11 protein-coding genes are annotated in these 18,782 nt (G+C 67.8%); 3 read left to right on the plus strand and 8 right to left on the minus strand.

The features are described 5' to 3' along the window. Together ABWO17_RS01955 and eutC are read left to right on the plus strand one after the other, a co-directional pair. Positions 1-1,359, plus strand: a complete 1,359-nt coding sequence (locus ABWO17_RS01955; protein WP_353115521.1) for an ethanolamine ammonia-lyase subunit EutB — start codon at positions 1-3, stop codon at positions 1,357-1,359. An 11-nt stretch (positions 1,360-1,370) separates the two neighbouring features. Continuing rightward, positions 1,371-2,204 carry an ethanolamine ammonia-lyase subunit EutC gene (gene eutC / locus ABWO17_RS01960; protein ID WP_353115523.1) on the plus strand — a complete coding sequence of 278 codons (834 nt, stop codon included), beginning with the start codon at positions 1,371-1,373 and terminating at the stop codon, positions 2,202-2,204. Between the two features lie 92 nt (positions 2,205-2,296). Here the strand turns inward: eutC and ABWO17_RS01965 are convergent, their stop codons facing one another. From ABWO17_RS01965 to ABWO17_RS02000, 8 genes are all read right to left on the minus strand, one after another. Continuing rightward, the gene (locus ABWO17_RS01965; protein WP_353115525.1) at positions 2,297-5,668 is read right to left on the minus strand and encodes an ATP-binding protein; all 3,372 of its coding nucleotides are present in this window, start codon (positions 5,666-5,668) and stop codon (positions 2,297-2,299) included. A 340-nt stretch (positions 5,669-6,008) separates the two neighbouring features. Further along, a complete protein-coding gene (locus ABWO17_RS01970) occupies positions 6,009-6,572 on the minus strand; it encodes a cupin domain-containing protein (protein WP_353115527.1) in 564 nt (187 codons plus the stop codon). 168 nt (positions 6,573-6,740) lie between these two features. Then, positions 6,741-7,892 (minus strand): GGDEF domain-containing protein, encoded by a 1,152-nt coding sequence (locus ABWO17_RS01975; RefSeq protein WP_353115529.1) that lies wholly within the window; start codon positions 7,890-7,892, stop codon positions 6,741-6,743. Between the two features lie 209 nt (positions 7,893-8,101). Then, complete coding sequence (locus tag ABWO17_RS01980) at positions 8,102-9,736, minus strand: Mur ligase family protein (RefSeq protein ID WP_353115531.1); 1,635 nt, start codon at positions 9,734-9,736, stop codon at positions 8,102-8,104. Next, entirely contained in the window at positions 9,729-10,637 is a 909-nt protein-coding gene (locus ABWO17_RS01985) for an alpha/beta fold hydrolase (RefSeq protein ID WP_353115533.1), read from the minus strand. The genes ABWO17_RS01980 and ABWO17_RS01985 overlap by 8 nt, the downstream gene beginning before the upstream one ends. A gap of 424 nt (positions 10,638-11,061) precedes the next feature. Beyond that, on the minus strand, positions 11,062-12,282 hold the full coding sequence (locus ABWO17_RS01990; protein ID WP_353115535.1) for a D-alanine--D-alanine ligase: 1,221 nt from the start codon (positions 12,280-12,282) through the stop codon (positions 11,062-11,064). Between the two features lie 426 nt (positions 12,283-12,708). Then, complete coding sequence (locus ABWO17_RS01995; protein WP_353115537.1) at positions 12,709-14,718, minus strand: sigma 54-interacting transcriptional regulator; 2,010 nt, start codon at positions 14,716-14,718, stop codon at positions 12,709-12,711. A 2-nt stretch (positions 14,719-14,720) separates the two neighbouring features. Then, positions 14,721-16,955, minus strand: coding sequence for a hybrid sensor histidine kinase/response regulator (locus ABWO17_RS02000; RefSeq protein WP_353115539.1), 2,235 nt, complete (start codon positions 16,953-16,955; stop codon positions 14,721-14,723). Positions 16,956-17,374: 419 nt separating this feature from the next. Between ABWO17_RS02000 and ABWO17_RS02005 the strand changes: the two genes are divergently transcribed. Then, positions 17,375-18,757, plus strand: coding sequence for a glutamine synthetase family protein (locus ABWO17_RS02005; RefSeq protein ID WP_353115541.1), 1,383 nt, complete (start codon positions 17,375-17,377; stop codon positions 18,755-18,757). Positions 18,758-18,782: the final 25 nt, after the last annotated feature.

Below are 18,782 nucleotides of genomic sequence, written 5' to 3' on the forward strand. Positions count from 1 at the left end.
ATGAATGTGCACAGTCCGCTACGCGAACTGCTGGCCAAGGCGTCCCCCCTGCGTTCGGGGGACGTCCTGGCCGGTGTGGCGGCGGCCAGCGACGAAGAGCGCGTGCGCGCCCAGATGTTGCTGGCCGACGTGCCGCTGAAGCGCTTTCTCGACGAGGCGGTGATTCCCTACGAGGACGACGAGATCACCCGCCTGATCCTGGACAGCCACGACGCGGCGGCCTTCGCGCCGGTAGGCTCGTACACCGTGGGCCAGTTCCGCGACTGGCTGCTTACCGACGCGGTCGATCATGCCAGCCTTGCCGCCCTTGCCCCCGGCCTGACCCCGGAAATGGTGGCGGCCGCCAGCAAGCTGATGCGCTTGCAGGACTTGGTGCTGGTGGCCTCCAAGTGCCGGGTGGTCACGCGTTTTCGCAACACCATCGGGCTGCCGGGCCACTTTTCGGCCCGGCTGCAACCCAACCATCCCACGGACGACGCCCGGGGCATCCTGGCCTCGACCATCGACGGGCTGTACTACGGCTCGGGCGATGCGGTCATCGGCATCAACCCGGCCTCGGACAGCCTGGAAAACATCGCCCGGCTGATGCACCTGCTGGACGAACTGATTGCCCGGTACGAGATACCCACCCAAAGCTGCGTGCTCACCCACGTGACCAGCGCCATGGAACTCATCCGGCGGGGCACCCCGCTGGACCTGTGCTTCCAGTCCATTGCCGGGACGGAAAAGGCCAACGCCAGCTTCGGCATCAACCTCGGCCTGCTGGACGAGGCGAGCCAGGCCACGCTGGAATTGCAGCGCGGCACGCTGGGCGACAACGTGATGTACTTCGAAACGGGGCAGGGCAGCGCGCTTTCGGCCAACGCCCACCACGGCGTGGACCAGCAGACCGTGGAATGCCGGGCCTACGCCGTGGCGCGCCGGTACCGCCCGTTGCTGGTGAACACGGTGGTGGGCTTCATCGGCCCGGAATACCTCTACAACGGCAAGCAGATCATTCGGGCCGGGCTGGAGGATCACTGCTGCGGCAAGCTGCTGGGCCTGCCCATGGGCGTGGACATCTGCTACACCAACCACGCCGACGCGGACCAGGACGACATGGATGCGCTGCTGACCCTGCTGGGCACGGCGGGCTGCAATTTCATCATGGGTGTGCCCGGCGCGGACGACATCATGCTCAACTACCAGTCCACGTCGTTTCACGATGCCGCCTACCTGCGCAAGCTGCTGGGCAAGCGCCCGGCTCCGGAGTTCGAGGCGTGGCTGGAACGCATGGGCATCCACGACGGGGACGGCAACCTGCTGCCGCCGGGCGGGGCCTTGCTGGGGCTTGAGCAGCGCGTGCGGCAGGACGACTGAGGAGGAACGCCATGGACAGCGCACGACACGACGAGCCTGCGGCGCGGCCCGCGCCGGTGACCGACGATACGTGGAGCGACCTGCGCCGCCACACTGACGCCCGCATTGCCCTGGGCCGTTGTGGCGTAAGCCTGCCGCATGGCCGGTGGCTGGATTTTCGCATGGCCCACGCCAAGGCGCGTGACGCGGTGCTGACCCCCTTCGACATGGCGGGGGTACGCGCTGCTCTGGAACAGGGCGGCGAGCAGTGTCTGGAACTGCACAGCGCGGCGGCGGACACGGCGGAATTCCTGGCCCGGCCCGACAAGGGGCGCCAGCTTTCCGAGGCCTCGCGGGGCATCCTGCGCGAGACCGTGGCCGCGCAGGCCACGGGCGCAAGGGGGGCGGACATCTGCGTGGTCGTCAGCAGCGGACTGTCTGCCCGCGCGGTGCACGAGAACGCCGTGCCCTTCGCCACCCGGTTCCTGGCACAGGCCCGCGCCGCAGGGTACACCACCACGCCCGTGGCGCTGGTGGATCACGGGCGCGTGGCCGTGGCCGACGAGGTGGCCCACTTGCTGGGCGCCCGGCTGGTGGTGATGCTGATCGGCGAGCGACCGGGCCTCAGTTCGCCCAATTCGCTGGGGGTCTACCTGACCTTCGCGCCCGTTCCCGGCTGTACGGACGAGGCACGCAACTGCATTTCCAACGTGCGCCCCGGCGGTCTCCCCATCGAAGACGGCGTGCGCAAGCTGTGCTACCTGGTGCAGGGAGCCTTTGCGGCCGGGCTGACCGGCGTGAACCTGAAGGACGACATGCCGGGGGACTACCTGCCCTTTGCCCCGGCGCCCGCCCTGGCGGACTGAGGCTTCCGCCCCTTTCCCGCGCGCTTTCGCCGGGTGCCGTGCCCGCCCGGCACCGTACCGGCGGGCGCCCCCGAAGCCCCGTGCAGGGGGCTCTACCCCTGTCCCGTGATCTGTCCCGGTTCGCAAAAGCGACCGATGACCGCATTCAGGGTATTCATGTCCGCGGGCTTCGTGACGTAGGCGTCCATGCCCGCGCCCAGGAACCGTTCCCGGTCGCCCTCCATGGCATAGGCCGTCAGCGCCACGATGGGGATGCCCCCCCTGTCCGGCCCGGCCTCGCCCTTGCGGATGCGTTCCACGGCCTCCATGCCGTCCATGATGGGCATCTGGATGTCCATGAGCACCATGTCGAAGGCTTCGGCGGCCAACGCTTGCAGGCCCGCGCGTCCGTCGCCCGCCACGGTGACGGCGTGTCCCGCCTTTTCCAGCATCCGGCGCAGGGCCATCTGGGTCACCGGGTCGTCTTCCACCAGCAGGATCCGGCAGGGAGGGGGAACGTCCGGCATGGCGCCGGGCATCACGCCCGTCCAGTCCTGCGTATCCGCCCTGTCCGGCCTGTCCGCCCTGTCTGCCCTGTCCGGCCTGTCCGGCCTGTCTGCCCTGTCCGGCCTGTCCGGCCTGTCTGGGGCATTCTGCGTATCCTGCGTATCCGGTGCATCGGGCACATCCATCCCCTCGCCAGGGTCGGACACCACGGTGAAGGGCAGGCTGACGCAGGCCGTGGTGCCCGCGCCTTCCTCGCTCTCGATGGTGATGTCCCCGCCCATCAGGTGCACCAGCCGCTTGCAGATGGAAAGCCCCAGCCCGGCGCCCTGGTGCGAACGGCGCATTCCGTTGCTGACCTGGGTGAACGGTTCGAACAACTCGCCCAGCTTGTCTTCCGGAATGCCGCACCCGGTATCCGCAATGGTGAACAGCACCCGGCAGGAAGGGCCGTGCAGCGGTGGCAGGCGGCGGGCCGCCAGCGTGATGCCGCCGCTTCTGGTGAACTTGAAGGAATTGCCCAGCAGGTTGGTGAGCACCTGTTGCACCCGCACGGTATCGCCCCGCAACGTTTCCGGGATGGCCGGGTCCATGCGCATCTTGAGCTGTATCCCCGTTTGCAGCGAGATGGGCAGGAACAGTTCCACCACCTGCTGCACCGATGTCGCGAGTTGGAAGGGAACGTGCCGGATTTCCAGCTTGCCCGATTCGATGCGTGACAGGTCCAGCATGTCGGAAAGCAGGCGCGCCAGCCGTCTGCCGGACTGGATGGCGATGTCCGCGTAGTCTTTCTGTTCGGCATTCAGCCGCGTGGTGTGCATGAGCTGGAGCATGCCGAGAATGCCGTTGAGCGGTGTGCGGATTTCGTGGCTCATGTTGGCCAGGAACTCGCTCTTGGCCTTGCTGGCCGCCTCTGCCCGCAGCTTGGCGTTGACCAGTTCGATCTCCGCCGTCTTGCGCTCGGTGATGTCCTGGAACGTCCCCAGGATGAGTTGTTCCCCGTGCTCTTCCACCCGGCCCACCGCGCGCAGGTGGGTCCACTTGCGGGTGCCCCGGCTGGTGATGATCTCGCATTCCAGTTCCACGTGGGTGCCGTCACGGGCCACGGTTTGCAGCATCTCCCGCACCCTGGGCCGGTATTCCGGCGCGTAGAACGAAATGCCTTCGGCAAGGCCCGGCTTGTAGTCCGGCGGCACTTCAAGGATGCGGTTGACCTCGTCGGTCCAGACCAGCGTGTCGGACCGGATGCCCGCCTTCCAGCCGCCCACGCGGGCGATGCGCTGGGTTTCCATCAGGAACATTTCGTGTTCGCGCAGGGTGTCTTCCGCCCGGCGGCGTTCGGTGATGTCTTCCGCGATGATCAGCCCGTACAGGTGACCGCCGTCGGGCGCGATGATGCATTTGAGGATGCAGCTGACCAGCGTGGTCTTGCGGCCCGTTACCGAAGTGTAGTTGCCTTCGTACAGGCCTATGCCGCCTTGGAAGGCGGTGCGTACGGCCCCCAGCATCTCGGGGTCGCGCAGGTCGTGCCGCAGGTCGAGCCCCAGCACCTTCTGGCGAGGCGCGCCGACGATTTCCTGGAATTTGGCGTTCAGGTCGATGATGCGGCCTTCGTCATCGAAGTGGGCGATGCCCACGGGCGACTGGTCGAACAGGATGCGGTAGCGCTCCTGGCTGTGGCGGATGTCCGTCTTGGCCTGGCGCAGGCGGATGACGTGGAAGACCAGAAATATCGTCAGGGCCAGGATGACCACCAGCGATGCCGCCGCCACCCGCAGTTCGCGCCGGTAGATGATCCACGGCGACGAAGGGGCGTTGATGATGCGGCTGTCCGGCGGCAGTTGCCTTTCCGCGATGCCGAAGCGCGCCAGCACGTGGTGGTCGAAGGTGTAGCGGTTGGCCGCGTCGCCCCCCACCACGGGAACGTCGGCGGGAGAGGTGCCGTTCATGATGCGCAGGGCCAGTTGTGCCGCCACGCGTCCCTGCTCGAAATGCGAGATGACCTTGCCGCCCGCCAGCCCCTTGCCCAGGCCGTGTTCCCACAGGTGGAACACCGGCACCCCGGCGTGGCGCAGGATGAAGGCCAGGCTTTCCTCGAATTGTTTGGGCGTGCCTACCGCGTCCTCGTAGGCCGAAAGCAGCAGGATGGCGTCGCCGGGGGGCAGGGCGGCCATGCGGCGGGCCAGGTCGTCCCAGGTCAGGTCTTCCAGCGACAGTTCTCCGCTGGGCGCCGGGGCGTTGTGGGCCGCCAGTTCGCGAAAGGTCAGAGCGTCCGCCCGGCCGGACAGCGTGGTGTCCGAAATGGCGTGGATGGTGCCGCGCGGGCGCAACTGGTGGATCAGGTCCAGCGTTTCCTGCATGGAAACCGCCTCGATGACCCCGGTGAAGGCGGCGCCGCCGCTCAGGCCCTGGGCCAGCGCCACGTTGTTGACCCCGCAGAAGACCACGGGGGTGGTGGGGAACAGGGCGTCCCGGTGCTCCAGGGCGAGGTTCAGCGCGTTGTCGTCCGAGGTGATGATGACGTCGTACGGGGCCACGCGGGACAGCTTGTAGCGCAGGTGATCAAGAAAGTGGGCCTGATTGGGCGGATCGTTGAAGCGCTTGCTGTCCATGAACTCCACGTCCAGGGGCACGCCCGCCGGGTCCAACTCGGAGCGGATGCCGTCGATCTGCTGGAAGAAGGTGGGGAATGCCGGGTGGTAGGAACTGATCAGCAGGGCGCGTTGCGGTGCGGCATGACCAGGTGCGGGCCGCGCGGCCAGGGCCAGGCAGCACGCGCAGGCCAGCAGCACGGCCCGGAGAATGGGGAGGGGGGCAGGGCGAATGCGGTATCGGACCGCCCCCCCGCCCGGTGCGGATGGCGGGGCGGAAAGCCGTGGGCTGTCGGACGTGGGGCACGAGGCAGGGCCGGTGCACCGCTGCGGGGTGGGACCGGGGCTGGGACAGCGGCTGAAGCGGAGACAGGGGGCGCTGGTGCTCATGGAATGTCCCGGTGTGTTCCGGCGCGGCAGCATGATGCGAGCGCCTGTGCCCTGTGGGCGCGGCAGGGTGCGAAAGGCCCTGGCATGCGCCAACCCGCACCGGGATTGCGCCCGAAGCCCTGAGTGTAGTGTATCCTGCGGGAATGTGCAGTCCCTGATTTTTTTGGGCCGGTGTCCGGACAGGCGCAGGGCAAATGCGGCGGAACCGGAACAGCGAGGGAGCCGGAACCGCCGCAATGGTGGAGAGCGTGGAAAATCGGGGGGGCCGGGTGAGGGGGCGGCGGTAGGGGGCTGGGGGGCTGGGGGTAACAGCGGCGCTGCGGCAGGCCGGGCGGGCTCGTTACTGCCCCTGCTTGACGGCCAGCGGAGTGCCCGCCTGCCCGGCGTAGAAGACGATGATCTCGGCGGGCTCGCTGCCGGGGTTGAAGCCAAGGTGCGGGGTGTTCACCACCTCGACGATGGGGTCGCCCGCCGCGAGGCGCAGTTCCTTGCCGTCCTCCGTAACCACCACAAGCTGCCCGCGCGTCAGCACCCCGGCGTTGATCACCGGGTGATGGTGCAGGGGCAGGCGCGCCCCGGCGGGAATGGTGATGCGCAGGATGGTGACCTGTGGCTGGCCCTGCGGATAGGCGGGCAGCATGGCGCCGTCCCAACTGCGCTCCGACTGGACCAACTGGACGGAACTGACGGCCTGGCTGGCGGTCTGCGGTGAGGCTTGTGAGGATGCCTGGGGGGTGGGGGGGGGAGCATCTGGCGCGTTCGCGTGCCGGGTCGCGCATCCACCAGACAGGAGCAGGGCGGACAGGAGCAGGGCATACAGGAACGGGGCGAGCATGTGCGGAGTGCCCGACAGCCGGGAAGCAGGGGCGACAGGGCAAGGGATGAAGGCGCGGGCGGTGGGCATGCTGCTTCCCAGGGTGTGTTCAGGTGTGGGGCAAGGGTGGGGAACCGGCGGTTTGCGCCTGCCCCGCCAAGGCCGGAGCGGGAAGGGGTGCCAGCTCTGCCCGGCTGCGTCAGGGGCAGCCGGACGAAACGCCACGCAGGGGCCAGTCGGGCGACGGGCAGGCGACACTCAGGGGGCAGTCGCGCCCGCCTTCAGGTGCTTCTGCCGCTTGCGGTCGTACATCAGCGTGTCGCACCGCTTCAGCAGGGCGTCAACGCATTCGCCGTCGCGCGAGCAGGCCAGCCCGTAGCTGAAGGCCACCCGGTACGGCCTGCCGGAGGCCGCATCCTGATCTGCCAGGGTGCTTTCAAGGGTGCAGAGCCGTTCGTAGAACGCGGCGGGTTCGTTGTCGAACTGGACCACGGCGAATTCGTCGCCGCCAAAACGCATCACGCTGAACCCCTCTCCAAAGGTATCCCGCAGCCCTTCCGCAAGCGTCAGCAACGCCTGGTCCCCGGCCGCGTGCCCGTACCTGTCGTTGATGGCCTTCAGGCCGTCCATGTCCAGCAGGGCCACGCACATTTTCAGTTCGCGCATGCGGCGGGCCTTTGCGATGGCGTTGCGGTATGCCGTCCTGTTGGCCAGCTTGGTCAGTTCATCGCGCTCGGACGAATTGATGAACACGGACACCAGCAGGATGATGCACGAGATGGCCCAGCTGCTCCATATTGTAAGAAACGTGAAATAGGTAAGCTGGATGATCGCGGTGGCGGCGGGCAGGGCCAGGGCCAGGGCGAACAGGGCCATTTCTTCCCGCTTCAGCCGGTTGCGCTGGCGAATCAGCAACCCCGCCGCCAGTGCCTGATAACCGTAGAACATGGCGGGGGATACGGCGAACCACGGCCCGCGCGAGTAGGTGTTGTCCGGGGCGATGGAGAACAGCAGTCCCGCGTGGTAGCTGAGCAGGGCCAGTGCCGCGTTGCATGCCAGGGGAAGCGCCCAGAACAGGACGGACGATGCGGCAAGGCGCGTGCCGGTCCAATGGTGCAGGAAGGTCCACGTCAGGAAGGCGGGCACGGGCACCAGCAGAAAGCCGATGCTGTTGACCAGCTTGCCGAAGGGCACAAGCTGCGCGTTGTCGCGGATCGCGCCGTTGAAATTGGTATCCAGCGCCACACTGCATGCTTCAAGTACCAGCAGTGTGAAGACGCACACCATGGCTGCAATAAGATGTCGATGCGCGGGAATGCCCTTGTCCAGCTTGATGCCCGCCACGACAATGGCGGGAAGCAATGCGAGACACATGAGGATGTCGACATGGATCGTGGACAGGTACGTCATGAAGTGTGTGCCTGCTGTGCGTACGGGGCCACATGCGGTTGCAGTTGCACATCGCGGATGCCACACGCGCGGAGTGCTTTTGCGGGGCGGACTCGTGCCCGCCGTAGTGTCGTCTCCGTCACCGTGCCTGAGGCAGTAGAGCGTACCGGAACGGTTCCGTCAAGGGGGCGGGATGACGGGAGATGCGTGGCGGGAGGGGAAGCTGTCCCCTACACCCGCACCTTCTTCTCGTACAGGTCGGGCAGGTCGTTTTCCAGCAGCACGGCGTCGCCGGGGCCGATGTTGGCGGCCAGCCAGGCGCGGGCGGTGGCGAAGTCCGCGCATTCCATCACAAGCTGGTCCGGCCCGGCGGCGGCGCGGAAGGCCTCCACCAGGGTGGGGATGCGGGCCGGGGCCACGGCCAGCAGCACGTCGGCGCAGGCTGCGGCGCGCGCGCCAAGGTCGGCGTGGGCGCTGTCGTGCAGGGTGCCCAGTTCCACCATGCCGGGGGTCACCAGCACGCCGCGCCGCCCGGACTTGCGGTACAGGTCCAGCAGGTCGAGGGCGGAGGCGAAGCCGGAGGGGTTGGAATTGTAGGCATCGTCGATGAGCACGGAACCGTCGGGCTGGGGCTTCACCTCCAGCCGGTGGGTGATCTGCGGCAGGCTGCGCAGGGCGCTGACCACCCGCTGCGGCTCCACGCCCACCCCGCACGCGGCGGCAAAGGCCAGGGCCACGTTGTCCACGTGGTGCATGCCGTGGATGGGCGCGCGCAACTCGTATTCCTGCCCCTGGTACAGCAGGCGGGCATGGATGCCGGAAAGGTCCTGCCCGGCCTCCAGCACGCGCACGGAAGGTTCCGGCGCGCCCGCAACGTCCGGTCCGGCGCCCCCGTCCGTACCCGCGCACAGCAGCACCGCGCCCGCATTGGCAGCGGCAAAGTCGCGCGCATGGTCGTAACCCAGCAGGGCGGCGGGCAGCACCACCCGGCCCCCACGGGCCACGGTGGCGTGCGCCAGTTCGAACTTGGCCCGCACCACGGTGGCCAGATCCTTGAAGCGTTCGTAGTGCGCCGGGCCCACGTTGGTGATGATGGCGAAATCGGGCGGGGCCAGCCTGCACAGCCGTTCGATGGAGCCGATGCCGTAGGCGCCCATTTCCGCGATGAAGAAGCGGTGCGCGTCGGTCAGCTTTTCCCGGATGATCCGCGAAATGCCCATGGGCGTGTTGATGCTGCCCGGCGTCATCAGCGTGGGGTGGTAGCAGCCCAGCACGTGGGCCAGGATGTGCTTCACGCTGGTCTTGCCGTACGAACCGGTGACCGCGATCACCGTGGGCGCAAGGCGCAGCAGCTTTTCGTGCGCCTCGTTCCAGAAGCCCTGCTGGATGCGCGCCTCCAGCGGGGCCAGCGATGCATTGGCCGCCACCAGCGTCAGCGGCAGGGCCTGCACCCCGAGTATCCAGAACGGCAGCAGCGCAGCGGGCGTGGCCGGGCACAGGGCAAGGGCCACGGCGTACACCGCCGTCAGTGTCAGCGCCACGGACAGGATGCGCCTGACCCGCGCGGTGAGCACCAGTTTTTTCTTGGCGGCGTGCAGCGGATTGTCTTCCACGGCGGCCACGGCCAGCAGCACAAGGCCCGCCGCCCATTTGGCGTACGCAGCGGACTCAGGCGCGGCCAGCGCCGCGCCCCAGCAGGCCAGCAGGGGAAGGGTGGCGCGCTTGTCGAAGGCGCGGGCGGCGGCCATCCAGCGGAAAAAGCGCGGGCCGTCGTATTCTTCCTGCTGAAAGATGTGCAGCCAGGTCAGGCTGCGCCGCACGGCGAACGCAAGAAACGCCGCGCCCAGAAACAGAGAGCTAGCCACCGAAGATTTCCTCGCAGAAGGTGTCCAGGGCGTACACGGCCTGATGGCCGCCCGCCGTCAGAATGTCCAGATGCCCGAAGCGCGGCAGCACCTGCAAGTGCGCGTGCGCCAGCAGCCGGGCAAAGTCCTGCCCCATGGAGGGCGGGGTTTCCGTGTCGTTTTCTCCGTACAGCAGGTGCACGGGGCAGGCCACGCGGGCGGCCACGTCGGACAGGTTCTCGTTGACCACGCTGACGAACACGGGGCGCAAGGGGCCAGCGTTGGCGTAGTCCGCGCTGCCGAAGAAGCGGCGCACCCGCTCCGCGCCAAAGCCCAGCCAGTTGAGGTGCTTCAGCGTCTTGAACGCGGCGATGCGGCACCCGCGCGTGAATTTTTCCATGGGGGTTCGGCGGCGGGGCAGCCCGGCGGCGGCCATCAGGAACAGGCCGTCCAGCAGGTCCGGGTGGCGGGCCGCCAGTTGCAGGCCCACCCGGCAGCCGAAGGAATGCCCCACCCATATCCGTTTGCCGCGCGGCAGGGTGCGCAGCCAGGCGGCGGCATGGTCGGCGTAGTCCTGCGTGCCCCAGGTGGCGGGCGGCATGCCGGAGCGACCGAAGCCGGGCATGTCCAGCAGGTAGTTGTCGCGCCCGTGGGTGCAGGTGTTGGCCAGCGGCAGCAGGTTGGCGTGGGTGTGCATCCAGCCGTGCGCCCATATGATCTGCGGGACGATTTGGGGGACGATTTGGGGGGCTGTCTGCGGGGCGGTCTGGGGGACGGTGGGGGGCGCGGCATCCGCAGCGCCGGTGTTCCCCGGCTTTCGGCGGGCGGGCGCGGCGTTCGGCAGGTGCACCACGTGCAGGTGCGGGGCTGCCGGGTCTGCTGCGGCGGCGGGGGGCGTGGCTGTGAACGGGGCGGAATCCATGCTGGCCTCAAGGTGGTGTGTTCGGCGCTGCGGCCATTGCCTGCGTGCGGAAAGTGCCGCGGAAACGGGCGGGGCCAACGGCGTGGCGCGCCCCGTGGTGTACACCGGGGGTGCGCGAAGGGGCAAGGGGCGGCCTGATGCGTGCCGGATGGGGGGCGGGCGTCGGACGGGTGTTGGGCGCGACGGCAAGTCCCTACGTGCGGTGGAGGCGTCAGGCGCGGATAAGCGAAACGCGCGCCGCCCGGTGGGGACGGCGCGCGCTGCATGCGGAGGCGATCATACCCCCGGCAGAGGCTGTTGCCAGAGCGTCAGCTTGTTCGTTGGCAAGGAAAACAAGTCTGCCATGAGGGAGTATACTCTTCTTGTATTCGACCGATATGGCAGGCGAGGTTTGACGTAGCCAACGGGCAAGCTGACGCTCTGGCTACCGGCGGGGGAACAGCCGGGCAGCCTCCGGGGTCGGATCTTCCGGGCAGGCGGTGTGCCGGGCCATGGCCCGCGCCTCGTCGATCATCAGCGAGAGCAGCCGGGTGAAGCGCACCGGGGTTTCCGCCGCTTCCCACAGGAAAAAGGCGAACGAACCGGGGATGGGGTTCACCTCGTTCAGCCACACCTCGTCGCGGGTGGCGTCGTACATGAAGTCCATGCGCGGCGCACCAGTGCCGCCAAAGGCCGCGTAGGTGCGCACGGCAAGGTCGCGGATGCGGCCTTCCAGGCTTTCGGGCAGGTCGGGGTTGATCTCTCGCGTCAGCGAAAGCATGCCCGCACTGCCGGAATCGCCCGCACTCTTGGTGCCGCCCCCCGTCTTGCCGCCGGTCTTGCCGCCCGACGAAAGGTACTTCTGGCGAAAGTCCAGCAGTTCGCTGTCGCGCTTGGGTCGCTCGATGGCCGAGGTGGCGTGCCCCTCGCCGTCGCGCCGCACCGAAATGTTGTATTCCACGCAGCCGTCCAGGTACGGCTCCACGATGGCCACGGTGTCGTTCTTGAACAGGCCGGGTAACACCGCCTCGATGTCCTCGACGGAATCCACCTTGGCCACGCCGATGCTGCTGCCAAGGTGCGCGGGCTTCAGGCAGCCGGGCAGGGTGATGCCCGCCAGCGCGGCCTCGATGTCGGCGCGCGCGGGCAGCAGGCCGCCCACGGGCTTGCGCAGCACCGCGCAGGGCAGCATGGGAATGTCCGTACCGGCCAGGGCCTGCTTGGTGGCGGCCTTGTCCATGAAAATGGCGGACGCCAGCACGCGCATGCCGGTGTAGGGAATGCCCGCAGCCTCGAACAGGCCCTGCATGTCGCCGTCTTCGCCGTAGGGGCCGTGGAAGGCGGGAATGGCCACGTCGAAGGCAATGCGTTTGGGCTTGCCGAACAGTTTGGAGGTCTGCTCCACCAGCATGCCGCCCTTGCCGGGGGCGATTTCCAGCGAGACGGCGGACAGGCCGTCGGCATCGCGGGCGGGGATGTAGGTGGCGCGGTCCAGCAGTTTCTCGCCGGTGCGCCAGGCGCCGCAGCGGTCCACGTAGACGGGCACGGGTTCGTACTGCGCGGCGTCCAGCGCCTGGATGACCTGCAAGCCGGTGACGATGCTGACGTCATGCTCGGGCGAACGCCCGCCGAAGAAGACCGCGACGCGGATTTTGCCGTTGGACATGATGGCTTCCTGTATGGTTTGCGGGCGCGGCACGTGGCCGGGCGGCCCGCCATATGGGTGGTGACGGTGGCGGCGCTGGTGGCGACGGTGTGATGCCGCGCGGTGCGTCCCGTTGCGGCCAGAAACAGCCCATATCGGCCAGTGGGGCAACGGTGCGCGCGGCGGGGCGGCAGCCTGTGGCACCCTTGCCCCATGGCGCCGTGGGTGTCAATCGGCGCGCGTGCGTACGAGCGGGCGCGCACGGGGAGGGGCGCGAAACGCGGTCCGTGTCGCCATGGTTGTAGCGCCGGGGCGTCCCCTGCACAAGAGGAGGGAGGGGACCGGACGGGTGCCAGAGGGCCCGTTGGGTGGTGGCGGCTGGGACCATGTCGAGGGGGTGCCCAATGGACGTGGCTGGCGGGCCAGGGCCGCCGGGCAGCTGCCCCCTCAGCGCTTGGCGCGGGTGCGCGTGGCAATGCCCGCTAGCGCCAGGTGCCGGTACACGCTGGCGATGCTCAGGCCGGAAAGCTGGCTGGCCCGCACCACGTCGCCCTCGCACACGTCCATGAGGTGCTGGAAGTAGGCGCGGTCGCGGACGGCCTTGTAGTCGTGGTAGGGCATGCCGTTCCAGGTGGCGGCATCCTGCCGGGGGGCGCGGGGCACGGGCGAGGCTGCACGGGGCTGGGCCTGCCCGTCGCGCCCGTCGCGCACCTCCCGCCCGTCACGCACCTCCCGCCCGGCGCGCAGGTCCCGCCCGGCGGGCCGCCGTGTACCGCGCGGCTGCGCGGGCATGTCCTGTGGGAATGCGGGCGGGAATGCGGGCGGGAATGCGGACGGGAAAGGGTGAGGTGCCTCTGGCTGCTGCTGCCCCGCCACGGAAAGGCCCCCCGCCGCAAAGATATCCTCCGTTTCGGCCAAGCCCGCCATGCCCGGCGTACCCGGTGCACTCCGTCCCTCGCTTTCGGACTGCCGGTGGTGTTCCCGGGCGATCGGTGGTGCGGGGAAGGCAGCATGCTCGTGGGTCACGTCTTGCGGCGTGTGCGGACCGTACGGCAGGGAGGGAGTATCGTCATACCCAGGGAGCAGGTTCGCGCTGGCCGGGACGGTCCCGTCTCTCCCCGCATCGCCCGTGCTCGCGCGGGGCGTCCACACCCGCGCGCCGGGAATGACATCGTCGGACCAGCGGTCGTCATGGGCGGGCACGCCCTCGAAGGCTTGCATGGCGTCGCCGCCCGGCCATTCCGCCCTCGCGCTTTCGCCCGTCCGGCTTCCGGTGCCGCCTCCCGTCCCGCCATCCAGCACGGCCATGCGCAACTGGCCCGGCAGGTGCTTGGGGTGGATCACCGGGTCGGCTCCGGCCTCGATCACCGCCGCCTCCATCACGTTGCCCAGTTCGCGTACGTTGCCCGGCCAGTGGTGCCCCGTCAGGGCGCGCACCAGCGCGGGTGACAGCGTCTTGGGCGCAAGGCCGTAGCGGCGGCAGGCCTGCCCAGCCAGATGCGCGGCCAGCAGGACCACGTCGTCCCCGCGTTCGCGCAAGGGGGGCAGGCGCACTTCCACCGTGCGCAGGCGAAACAGCAGGTCGGGGCGGAAGCGCCCGTCGCGGGTCATGGCCTCCAGGTCGCGGTTGGTGGCCGCCACCAGCCGGAAGTCGCTGGACTGTTCACGTCCGGCACCCACCGGGCGAAAGCGGTGTTCTTGCAACACCCGCAAAAAGGATTTCTGGAGCGCGGGCGGCAGTTCGCCCACCTCGTCGAGGAACAGCGTGCCGCCGTGGGCCTCGGCCACCAGCCCCCGCCGGTCGGCGTGCGCGCCGGTAAAGGCCCCCTTCACGTGGCCGTACAGCACACTTTCCACCAGCGTTTCCGTAAGGTTGGAACAATCCACCACCACGAAGGGGCCGTCCGCGCGCCTGCTGTTGGCGTGGATGGCCTTGGCCGCCAGTTCCTTGCCCACGCCCGTTTCGCCCAGCACCAGCACCCCGGCGTCGGTGTGCGCCGCGCGTTCCAGCATCTGGCGCGCCCTGCGCATGGCCGGTCCGTCGCCCACGATGCCGCACGGGTCGAAGGGGCGGGTTGCGGCGGGCGCGGCCCGTTCGCGCCGGTATTCCAGCGCGGCGGTCAGCGATTCGCGGATCAGCCGGGGCGAGGCGGGCTTGGTGATGTAGTCCCACGCGCCGCGCGCCAGGGTGCCCTGCGCTCCGTAGTTGTTGCCAAGGCCGGTGATGACCACGATTTCAGGCCGCCCGGCGCTGGCGGCCAGCGTGTCGATGGCGTGCTGGCCGTCCCCGTCGGGCAGGTTCAGGTCCAGGTAGACCACGTCCACGCCGCTTTCGGCCAGTTCCAACCCTTCCGCCAGGCTGCCCGCCAGCAGCACCTGGTGCCCCATGTCGGCGATGCAGCGCGACAGGCTGTTGCGCACGAGCATGTCATCGTCGATGACCAGTACGCGTCCCATGCCTACCCCCGCGCCGCGCCGCACAGGCGGCGGATGTTCTCGATGAGCGTGCCCGGCGTCATGGGCTTCATCAGAAAGCCCGCGATGCCCGCGGCCTGCGCCTCTGCCTCCAGTTCCGGGGCCACGTGCCCGGTGCAGATGACGATGCGCGCTGCCCGGTCGTGTTGCAGGATGCGCCGGGCCATGGCGATGCCGGTCATGCCGGGCATGGACTGGTCGGCCACCACCAGGTTGTAGCCGGGGCCGCCGTCGCGGTAGGCGTGCAGGCCCGCCTCGCCGCTGTCGGCGGTGGCCACCTGGAACCCGGCATCGCGCAGCACGCGCTGCATGGCCTGCGAGGCGCCCTTGTCGTCGTCCACCAGCAGCAGGCGGCGGGGGGCGTTGCGCCCCGTCCCGTCCGTTTCGTCGTCCATGCCGCCGTCCATGCCGCCCGCCGCGCTTCCGGTGGGGGGCACCCCAAGCCCGCCATCAGCCGCGCCGCGCGTGCCGCCATCCCTCAGGCCATCCGCCATGCCATATGGGGCATCCTGGCTCACCCCCATGGTCACCGCCCGGCGCGAAGGCGTGGTGCCCGGCTGGTACAGCGGCAGGTACACCGTGAAGGTGGTGCCCACCTGCACCATGCTGTCCACGAAGATGTGCCCGCCGCTGCTGGTGACGATGGCATGCACCACGGCCAGGCCCATGCCCGTGCCGCCGGTGTTGCGCTTGGTGGTGTGGAACGGTTCGAATATCTGTTCCAGCCGCTCGCGCTCGATGCCGTGGCCGGTGTCGGTCACGCGCAGCACCACGTACTCGCCCGGCTGCACGCCGGGGTGCGTGTTGTGGCGCAATGGCTGGATGAGCGCGTGGCTGAGGGTGACGGTAAGGGTGCCGCCCGCGGGCATGGCCTGCACCCCGTTGCGGCACAGGTTGAGCAGAAGCTGCTGGATTTGGGACGGGTTGGCCTGGATGCAGTCCTTGTCCGTGGCGTAGCCCACGCGCAGTTCCACGTTGCGCGGCAGGGATGCCTGCAACAGTTCCAGGTTCTCCTGCGCCAGCGGGACCAGCCGGAGCGGCGCGCGGTTCAGGTTCTGCTGGCGGCTGTAGTCCAGCACCTGCTCCACCAGGTCGGCGGCGCGATAGGCGGCGCGCAGGGCCTCGCCCAACGGTTCGGACAGGCCGGATTCGCCGGTCTTTCCCAGGGCGTGGTCGATGTTGAAGATGATGGGCACCAGATTGTTGTTCAGGTCGTGGGCAATGCCCCCGGCCAGCACGCCGATGGCGCGCATCTTCTGGGCCTGGAACAGTTCGCGCTCCACCCGTTTCAACTCGGTGACGTCGATGCCCAGTTCCATCACCAGCGGCGCGCCGTTTTCGTCCTCGAACGGGTAGTCGTAGATGTGGAAGGTGCGGCCCTTGCCGTCGGTGAACTGCCAGTCCTCCGGCTCTCCGGTTTCGAACACCCGGAAGGTGGGGCAGGTGGGGCAGGGCGAGGTACGGTTGCAGAACACCTCGTAGCACAGGCGGCCTTCCGCCTCGCCGTAGAACGAGGTGGTCTTGCGGTTGGCGTAGGCCACCCGGTAGTCGGGCCGCTGCATGTACACGAACACCGGCAGTTGATCGATGACCCGAAAGAACAGCTCGCGCCCGCGCTGCTTCAGGTATTCCGCCTGACGCCGCACGATGCGTTCGGCCCTCAGCGCCTCCTTCAGCCGTTCCGGGGCGGGGGTGTCGTGCACCTCGACGATCATGGCTCCTGTCGGCATGACGCCATCCGACATGACGCCGCTGGGCTTGCCCGCATCCTGTCCGGCTCCGTCCGGGGCGCAACACGTCCCGACCAGTCCTGCTGCCTGACATGCGGCTTGGCAGGCTGCCGCTCCTGCGGACGATCCGGCCGACGTTCCGGCGGGCACTATCCGGCACCAGCGGCGGCCAGGCTCCTCGTCGTCCGCTTCCTGCCACGAGAAGTGCTGTTCGTGTCCTTCCTGTCGGGCCAGGGCCAGCCCGCCCGCCAGGGCGGTGGCGAAGGAAGCGGGCAGGGGCAGGTTGCGCAGGCGTGCGTCGTCCGCATCGTCGCATCCGCCGCGCGAACCTGATGGAAAGGTCAGCAGCGTTTCGCGGAATGCCCGGTTGGCGTAGGTCAGGCGGTTGTGCGCATCGAACACGGCCAGCGCGCCGGGGGCATTTTCGGCGTAGCGCAGAAAGGCGGAAGAGGGCGGGGGCACGGGGGCGGAATAAGGCTGGGCGGTCATGGCGCAACGCTCCGGCCCGCTACGGCAACTGGCGGGCGCAGGTGGGGTGAGTGAAAGGTTACATTTTTCAGAATTCACCCCTTTCGCAAGATGTAGTCCAACTCATGCGACTTGGCAATGATCGATGTGCTTGTGCTAATACACTGAAAATATAGAAATATAGCTGAGTATGGCGCGCGAATTTGCATTCTCGTTTCCGATAGAACAATTATTGAAAATGAGAAATGAAGATTGGAGTGGATGGCGTGTATGGGGGCTCGTTATGGAGAGTTATCTATTATATACTGAAAAATAAGGAGAAAATGTGGATTGGCCGATCTGGCACGGGAATTGATAGGTGCTCGCCAAATGACATTGCTGGCAAGGGAAAAGTCCATACGCCCGGCCACGAGTCCGAATACTCCAGCGAGGGAAGCCCTATGAGCGCGTTTCCGGCCAAGTCCCACATCATCGATACCATCAAGAAGACCATCAGGGATCACGACATCCACTTCGTGCGGTTCGAACAGGCCGATCTGCACGGCGTCTCGCGCAGCAAGACGGTGCCCGTGGGCAGCTTCATGGACTACATCGACAACGGCCTGAACTTTTACGGCGGTCTGCTGGGGCTGGACATTCAGTCCATGGTGCCCACCGGCACCGGCTACGCGGAAGAAGTGGCCTACGCCGACCACTGCACCGTGCCCGACCTGTCCACCTTCAAGGTGCTGCCATGGGTGCCCAACACCGCCAACATCACCGTGGACCCCTACTGGTACGACGGCTCCCCGGCCATGGCGTCACCCCGGTTGCTGCTGAAGAAGATCATCGATGACTTCGACGCCATGGGCTACATCTGCCGCCTTGGCTACGAATTCGAATTCTACGTGCTGGACAAGGAAACGCGAAAGCCCGCCTACACCGGCCAGCCCATCTTCGTTACCCTGAAGAACAACTTCGACATCGACTTTACCTACGACCTGATGCGCAAGATGGATCAGGCCGGGGTGCGCATCATCACCCAGAATTCCGAACACGGCCCCGGCCAGCAGGAACTGAACCTGTACTACAAGGACGGCCTGGCCGCCGCCGACACCGCCTTTCTCTACAAGACGGGCACCAAGGAAATCGCGTTGCAGCACGGCTACATCGCCTCGTGGATGACCAAGCCGTTCATCGAATCCAGCGCCTCCGGCTCGCACTTCCACGTCAGTCTCATCGACAAGAAAACCGGCAAGAACGTCTTCAACGATCCCGACGGGCAGTACGGCCTGACGGAACTTGCCCGCAACTTTCTGGCCGGGGTGCTGAAGCACGCCCGCGCCAACACGCTGTTCACCGCGCCCACCATCAACTGCTACAAGCGCTACCGCGTGAATTCCTTTGCCCCGCACAGCGCCACCTGGGGCATGGAAAACCGCACCATCGGCGTGCGCCTTAAGGGCTGCCGGGGCGAAAGCACCCATTTCGAAAACCGTCTGGCCTGCGGCGGCGCCAACCCCTACCTGCTGGCGCTGAGCACCCTGGCCGCCGGGCTGGAGGGCATCCGCTCCAAGCCCGCACTGCCCGACCCCATCAACGGCATTGCCTACGAAATGGACGACGTGCCGCGCCTGCCCTTCAGCCTGGACGAAGCCATCGCGGCCTTCGAGCAGGACACCGACCTGCACGCGGTGCTGCACCCCGAATTCGTCAAGCTGGTCATTGCGGTGAAGAAGTTCGAGGCAAACATGGCCCGCGAGAAGTTCGCCGATTACGGCACCACCGAATTCAACAACCGGGTGGACCCGTGGGAGTGGGACTATTTCATGGAACTCCTTTAGGGGCAGTCTCCAAATTGTCCTTTCG

It is taken from the genome of Nitratidesulfovibrio sp. (assembly GCF_040373385.1).
In the GTDB taxonomy this organism is placed as follows: Bacteria; Desulfobacterota; Desulfovibrionia; order Desulfovibrionales; family Desulfovibrionaceae; genus Cupidesulfovibrio.